Consider the following 7,679-nt stretch of genomic DNA (forward strand, 5'->3'; position numbering starts at 1 on the left):
CAATAAACCCAGTTGCTCCCGCCCAGTCCTACTTATTACCAATTACGCTGTAAAATATTGAGAATACCTCTTTAGATTGATAGACATTTTGATTATTTCCTTTTAAATATGGTAGCAGTTCGCTGCCAATATGTAGGGTAAAAAATTTATGTTAACTTCCGGGCCAATTACCGCCCCCGTTCCCGTTTTCCTGGTTCTTTTAGCAATCATGCTACTCGCGCCGCTGGTATTTGAGCGCTTGCGACTACCGGGAATAGTGGGTTTAATTATTGCTGGCGTAATTGTCGGGCCCAACGGTCTCAATTTGCTGCAACGAGACGCTACTATTGTTTTGCTAGGTACTGTAGGATTGCTGTTTTTGATGTTCCTAGCGGGACTGGAAACTAGCCTTGACGATCTCAAACTGAATGCGGACAAAGCTGTCATATTTGGGCTAGCTACTTTTGCGCTACCGATGATATTGGGGACAGGGGCGATGCTGCTGTTGGGATATAGCTGGCTGGCTGCAATTTTAGTCGCTTCTTGTTTTGCTACGCACACACTTTTAGCGCTGCCAATTCTCACCAAATTGGGATTGATGCGAACTCAGACTATTACTACGACTTTGGGCGGGACTTTAATTACCAATGTGTTGGGACTGTTGGTGCTGGCTATTGTTGTTAAAGCTTACAAAGGAAATCTCACTCTCGAATTTTGGCTGTTTCTCATTCCATCTCTTGCTATCTACACTTTTGCTACTTTGTGGGGCGTTCCCAAAATCGGTCGCTGGTTTTTCAAGAAATTCGGACACGACGAAAATGCCGAATTTATATTTGTATTAGCAACCCTATTTCTAGTTTCTTACGCAGCAGAACTAATTGAAATTGAGGCAATTATTGGTGCATTTTTATCGGGGATTGCCATTACTCAAATTATTCCCAAAATGAGTCCCCTGATGAATCGGATTGAGTTTATTGGCAATACGCTGTTTGTGCCGTTTTTTCTGATTTCTGTGGGGATGTTAATTGACCCGCTAATTTTGGTAAAGCAGCCGCAGTCTTTGTTGGTGGCGGCGGTGATGATTTTAGCAGAGGTGGTGAGCAAGTTTTTGGCAGCTTGGCTACCGGGGAAATTATTTGGCTTTGAGTTTCCGAACATTATGGTAATGTTCGGCCTTTCTGTTGCTCAAGCTGCTTCTACTTTGGCGGCGATTACGGTTGCTTTTGAGATTAAATTGGTCGATCGCGTAACGGTGAACGGCATCATTGCCATGATTTTAGTAACTTGTGTCGCTTCTCCTTGGATTGTATCTCGGTGGGGTCAAGAAATGCAGCCGCCGGGGTCGAGTTTGCCGGTTCCTACTGCGGGAAAGCATTCATGGGGAGAGCGAGTTTTAGTGCCTGTTGCTAATCCGAATACGGAAGATAATTTGCTGCGTTTGGCTTTGATTTTAGCAAAAACATCTCAGGGAACTTTGTTGCCGCTGCATATTTTGTCCGATCGCGGGGAAGCAATTTCGCCCGCAGAGAAAATGCAGCAAACTCAACTTTTGACTGCTGCGGAAACTGTCGCCCATGCGGCTGCTTGTGCGGTTGAACCGATCGCGAGGATAGATGATGCGATCGATCGCGGAATCCTACGGAGTGCAACCGAACGCGAGGCTAGTTTAATAGTTTGCGGTTGGAAGGGATTTTCCACAACTCGCGACAATTTTTTTGGCAGCATCATTGACAATGTGGTAAGGCGATCGCCCGTACCCGTACTGATTGCTCGATTTCCCGATCCTCTCCAGAATACAGCCAGAGTTATTTTGGCGGTAACTGACAGCGAGTTGACTCGGTTTGGATTTCAGGAAACCGTGGATATTGCGAAGAGTTTGGCTGAGGAACTTAAGGCGAGTTTGCAAGTGTTGTTGGTGGCGACACAACGGGAGAAAAGCAACCAAAGTGCGGCGGAGGTGGAAATTCTCTCTGAGATACCAGTAAATCGGGTGCGGGGAAATTTTATCAAGCTAGTTTCGCAGAATTTGTTAGAACACGATTTGCTGATTTTAACAACAATTTCTCAGCAACAGAATATGTGGGAAAAACCAGGAACTCTCAAAGAACCGGAAGCGATCGCCCGGACTCACCAAAATATTTCGATGCTTGTTGTTTATTTTCCTGTATCTTGAGGAATATTTTGGGAGCATCTCAATGAAAGCAGGCAAGCTAGAAATTGGAGTTAGGAGTCAGGAGTAAGGAGTCAGGAGAAAAGAGTCAGAAGGAAGAAGTCAGGAGCCAGAAGAAGTGTTTTTACAAATATGAGATGCTCCCAATATTTTAACCGCAGATGATGTTATGAATCTGCATTGATCTGCTGTTAAAATTTAATCCTCATCCATCCGATGCAACCGTCCATGAGATAACTAACTCCCGAAGTTTGTAAGTTTCGGGCTGCCGATTAATATCAAATCCGTGGGTACCGACACTATTTATTTCTCTCTTCTCTTCCTCTGCGCCCTCTGCGCCCTCTGCGGTTTAATCATTCAAAAACAACCCGCCTAAAGCCCGGACGATCGCACTTTTCCAAACTAATTTCGATCGCACTCCGATGGAGACAATTTCTCGGCATCTAGGACAATTTCTCGGTATCTGGGAGAATTTTGAGAATATGGTGATATATCTCCTCTAGTTCAATAACGTAAAAATGAGCATCAGACCAAATTTCAGATGGTTTTCTTCGGTGGCGAGTGTTTTGGGTTCGATTTCGATTAATCCTTTCAGCGGCACGACATCCCCTGTAAAAGCTGCAGAAACGGTTGTTATCCGCAAAGGTATTTTAGAATCGTCAATATCGGTTGCGGATTTGCGCGAACTCGCAGAAACAGGAAAAGTCCCCGCCAAACTGCAAGCTTATGCCAATCTCTTGTCTGACGAACAGCGGAGTAAAATTTTTCGGGCGCTGCAAGCGAAAATTCCCCTCAATGTAGTCGGCCTGAGCAACTTGCTAAATACGGGCATTGGCACTGGCATCCTGACGGATTTGACTACTGTCATACCCAGGCGCGACGGTGGGGGTGTGGAAGCGCTGCGAGCCGCTCTGGTGCAGGGAGCAAAAGCGCCGGAAGGCTTATCTATATTGAGTTTCATTGAATCTTATCCGAGCTCGCGGGTCGTGGTGGATCTAGATCGAGCTTTCGCTGTTTTGGGAAATATGAACGTAAGTTTTTGGCAAACTCAGCGCTTTATGGCGGCGATCGCACCTCAGTTAGCACCAGTTAAACCCGCGTTTAAGCTGCCTTTCGATCCAACCCAGCCGGGCCCTAATGTCGTGCAGGTACGGGCGCTAGATTTGAACGATAGCGCCCGCAATCGGCGTATTCCAGTTGATGTGTACTGGTCAAGAGCTGCGACAGCCGACAAACCGACGATCGTCTTTTCTCACGGTTTGGGTTCCGTCCGCACGGATTTGCGCTACTTAGCCGAGCATTTGGCGTCTCACGGCTATGTGGTAGCAGCTTTAGAACATCCCGGCAGTAACGAGACGAATACCAATGCTGCGATGGCGGGGAAGTGTCCGTTGCTAGCTCCTCAAGAGTTTTTAGACCGTCCCAAAGACATCAGTTTTGTACTCGACGAACTGACAAAATTGAACCAAACTGATGATAACTTGCAGGGGAAAATTGCGATCGACCCAGCGGTGATCGTTGGCTATTCCTTCGGCGGCGCTACAGCCTTGTCCGTGGCCGGCGCCGAACTGCAATTGAGCGGACTCAAACAAAGGTGTCAGGGGGATTTGATTGGGTTCAGCTTAGGCGAAGGCATTCAGTGCGCGGCGGCCGGATTGCCCGAAGAACGGTATCAATTGCGGGATGGGAGGATTAAAAGGGCGATCGCCATGAATCCGATCGCATCATTATTATTTGGAGAAACGGGCTTAAGTAAAATTAAGATTCCCACATTAATAGTAGCATCTTCTGCCGACAAAACCACTCCTGCCTTAGCCGAACAAATTGCTGGCTTTCCGAAAATTCCATCTCCTAAATGGCTAGTTGGTTTTGTAGGAGGAACGCACTTAAGCGTCAAAGATCCGAGTACAACTTTAAACCAAGTTCGCAGGCCGAGCACAGTAATTACTGGGGATGAAGTTGTCGGCGACCAAGCTGTTAGCATACGCAATTATATTAAAGCTGTAAGTTTGGCTACCGCCGCGCAACTAACTGCTGAAGCTGATAAATATGCAGTCTTTCTAACACCAGAATACGCGCAATTTGCCTCCACATCGGCAATCCCGGTGCGGCTAGTAACAGAAATTTCCCCGGAAATTAATACCGTCGTGCAAACTTTTATTCAAAGGAATAAGTAGTTATTAGTCATTAGTCATTAGTCATATCATGTCCGGTCAATTAACCATGATTCCTGTAGGGGCGGGTTCGCCAAGATATTGAATAGAAACGGGAAAATCTGTAAACCCGACCCGACCTTTAATCGCCGTAAATCGATGGGACATAATATCATTAGTCATTAATCATTAGTCATTAGTCATCAGCTAATAACTAATGATAAAAACTTGTAGTAATATCAAATAAGGTGACATCGAAATTATACTTGAGTGCGAGCGGGACGATCGCTCCTGAGAGCGCGGAGCCACACGGGAAACTCCCACTGCACTGGGAAAATTATGATTCCGATGTCAGCGGAAACGAGATTACGACTAGCAGCCTTTCCTTTTGTATGCGCGGTAGCTTAGCCCCCAGGGTGGATTTTCTTCTTAAGCTGTTTCTGATATTTTTTGTCCGTGCAAGGGCAAAATATAAGCAACCGCTTTCACAAACTCTACTCCCCAACTGCGATGCCTAAAAAAAATCTTATCCCGCTATTGCTTCTGTTGGCAGCCCTGTTTACCCTTTACGGTGACACTTTAACTTTTCTCCCCAAACCTGTAAGAGATACTAGCGTGGCCAGTCGAAAGTTCTTCGTCGGGTTGTGGCCAGATTGGTTGAGGCCGAGAGATTTCAACGAGAAAAGGCAACAGGATATTGAGAAATTGCAAAAAACTCCTAGCCCGAGTCGATAGTTTTGAGCTACCAGCGAGAAACCCTGTTTCTTTAACAATACCTAGCCATTTTCTTGTAGGTTGGGTTAAGCGAAGCACAACCAAACAGTACGATTTTAGATTTTGGATTTTAGATTTTAGATTTTTTATCCCATCTCTAATCTGTAATCGATTAAACTTGAGATTTGAGATTTTCCCAGCAGTAAGGTGTGCAATGCACACCCTACAGATAGAGGTTATGCGTCCAGGACTATTTTAGATCGATCCTCCCATCTAAAATCTAAAATCTAAAATCTAAAATTGATTAAGCGTGCTTTTTCAACCAGCTAAACATAGCTCGCAAATCTTTACCAACTTCTTCAATAGGATGTTCTGCTTCCTGACGGCGCATGGAGGTAAAACCTGGCTTGCCGGCTTGGTTTTCCAGAACGAATTCGCGGGCAAATTGGCCGGATTGAATTTCGCTGAGAATCTTACGCATTTCGGCGCGGGTTTGATCCGTGACGATGCGGGGGCCGCGAGTTAAATCGCCGTATTCTGCGGTATTGGAGATGCTGTCGCGCATTTTGGCGAGGCCTCCTTCTACTACTAAGTCAACGATAAGTTTAACTTCGTGCAAACATTCAAAATAAGCTAATTCCGGTTGGTATCCGGCGTCAACTAAAGTTTCAAATCCAGCTTTAATTAAGGCGCTCAAACCGCCGCACAAAACTACTTGTTCGCCAAAAAGATCCGTTTCTGTTTCTTCGCGGAAAGTGGTTTCCAGGATGCCGGCTCTGGTGCCGCCGATACCTTTAGCATAGGCCATTGCCCGATCGCGCGCTTGACCGGAAGCATCTTGATATACTGCAAACAAACTCGGAACACCTTCCCCTTGTTCGTAAGTCCGTCGCACCAAGTGTCCGGGGCCTTTGGGGGCAACCATTACTACGTCTACATTGGCAGGGGGAACAACTTGGCCGAAGTGAATGTTAAAACCGTGAGCAAATGCTAAAACATTTCCTTCAGAAAGGTTGGGTTCGATTTGTTCTTTGTAAATAGTTTTTTGAACTTCATCGGGCAATAAAATCATGATGAAGTCAGCAGCGGCTGCTGCTTTGTCTACCGGGTGAACTGTTAAACCCGCGTCGGTTGCTTTGGCGGCAGATTTGCTACCGGGATACAAACCGACAACGACATTCATGCCACTGTCTTTGAGGTTAAGCGCGTGGGCGTGTCCTTGGGAACCGTAGCCGATGATAGCAATCGTTTTGTTGGCTAAGAGGTCTAGGTTCGCGTCGGTGTCGTAATACATACGGGCCATAATCCTTGTCTCCTGAGATGCAAATTGGGTGATTGACTGCAAAACTCTCATTTTATCAAAGTAGGGTACTTTTTTTACATAATTTTTTTAATTAAGATTTGAGCGGGGGAAATTTTAGCGAGATCGCGCTGAATTTAGCAGGGTTTGTCGCCGAGTCAAATATAATTGTCAATAGCGTGCTGTGCATTTGAAAAAACCTCACATCTTGCACCATTCTCAAGAACAGGCTTTCCGGCCTGTTCCACAAAGAGTGAATTTTGTTGTGGAACAGGCCGGAAAGCCTGTTCATAAAAAGCTTATTTAACATGGTGCAATATCTCAGAAAAACGCAACTAACTAACTTTTTTAAGATGAAAATAAAAGCAATACATCATGTGGCGATTATTTGCTCGGATTACGAAGCATCGAAAAAATTTTATGTAGAAGTATTGGGATGTTCCATTATCAAAGAAACTTTCCGAACCGAGAGGAATTCTTACAAACTAGATTTGCGAGTCGGAAACGGGGACACCATCGAGCTTTTCTCATTTACCAATCCTCCTGAAAGAGTTAACAATCCTGAAGCTTGCGGTTTGAGACATTTAGCTTTTGCCGTAGAGGACATAGAAGCATCCGTTGCTTACTTAAAATCCCAAGAAGTAGAAGTAGAAAACATTCGCCTTGACGAAATTACCGAAAAACGGTTTACATTTTTCCGAGATCCCGACAACTTACCCTTAGAAATTTATGAAATTTAAGGAGGTTACCGAGTTTGTAAAGTCGCTCTTAAGTCAATAAGCTGTCACGCATTTAAATTGCATATTCAGGGCGGGATCTTAGGCCCAACCCCTACTCCCCACAAGACGGCGAATTGTTTGTTGACATTCTATTTAAATGCACAACAGCTTAGGTGGGGTGTGCATTGCCCTAAAAACTGCATGATTCATTCTAAATCTAAAATCTAAAATTTAAAATCTAAAATTGTATAATGGACTATCTCATCAGAAACACCACGCTCGGATTGCCTGCTTTCATGCTATTTATAGCCATAGTAGCTACAGGTAAAACAGGTAATGTGGTCGCCATTCTACAAAAATATGGTAAAAACCGCAAAACTGCGAAATGCGCGATCGGGCTTTGGCATTTTACCGACTTGGCCGACTTTTATGCCGCTGGCTTATATTCCGATCGATCACTTTCTAGTGAGCAAAGAAATTGGTGTTTCAAAGATTCGTACTGGCCGAAATGTCGGTTCGGATCATTTGCCGTTAATTACAGATTTGGTCATTTGAAGGAAGTTAAAGCAGTGACTGATTAGAAATTGGATCTTTCATTATTTTTAGGAACGGGCAAGATGCCCGTTCCACAATAAAACTGAATT

Annotated in this window: 5 protein-coding genes; 4 read left to right on the forward strand and 1 reads right to left on the reverse strand. The window is 44.8% G+C overall.

Annotated elements, in window-relative coordinates; all coding sequences use genetic code 11:
• Positions 1 to 148 precede the first annotated feature (148 nt).
• Together QT973_RS14255 and QT973_RS14260 are read left to right on the forward strand one after the other, a co-directional pair.
• Complete coding sequence (locus QT973_RS14255; protein ID WP_333391563.1) at positions 149 to 2,152, forward strand: cation:proton antiporter domain-containing protein; 2,004 nt, start codon at positions 149 to 151, stop codon at positions 2,150 to 2,152.
• 515 nt (positions 2,153 to 2,667) lie between these two features.
• Positions 2,668 to 4,326 (forward strand): alpha/beta hydrolase, encoded by a 1,659-nt coding sequence (locus QT973_RS14260; RefSeq protein ID WP_333274052.1) that lies wholly within the window; start codon positions 2,668 to 2,670, stop codon positions 4,324 to 4,326.
• A gap of 994 nt (positions 4,327 to 5,320) precedes the next feature.
• Here the strand turns inward: QT973_RS14260 and ilvC are convergent.
• A complete protein-coding gene (gene ilvC, locus QT973_RS14265) occupies positions 5,321 to 6,370 on the reverse strand; it encodes a ketol-acid reductoisomerase (RefSeq protein WP_333057309.1) in 1,050 nt (349 codons plus the stop codon).
• A gap of 299 nt (positions 6,371 to 6,669) precedes the next feature.
• Here ilvC and gloA2 point away from each other — a divergent pair, with 299 nt between their 5' ends.
• Positions 6,670 to 7,056, forward strand: coding sequence for an SMU1112c/YaeR family gloxylase I-like metalloprotein (gloA2, locus tag QT973_RS14270; RefSeq protein WP_333057308.1), 387 nt, complete (start codon positions 6,670 to 6,672; stop codon positions 7,054 to 7,056).
• A 339-nt stretch (positions 7,057 to 7,395) separates the two neighbouring features.
• The gene (locus tag QT973_RS14275; RefSeq protein ID WP_333211094.1) at positions 7,396 to 7,590 is read left to right on the forward strand and encodes a hypothetical protein; all 195 of its coding nucleotides are present in this window, start codon (positions 7,396 to 7,398) and stop codon (positions 7,588 to 7,590) included.
• Positions 7,591 to 7,679 lie beyond the last annotated feature (89 nt).

This window comes from Microcoleus sp. Z1_A1, assembly GCF_036700305.1.
In the GTDB taxonomy this organism is placed as follows: domain Bacteria; phylum Cyanobacteriota; class Cyanobacteriia; order Cyanobacteriales; family Microcoleaceae; genus Microcoleus.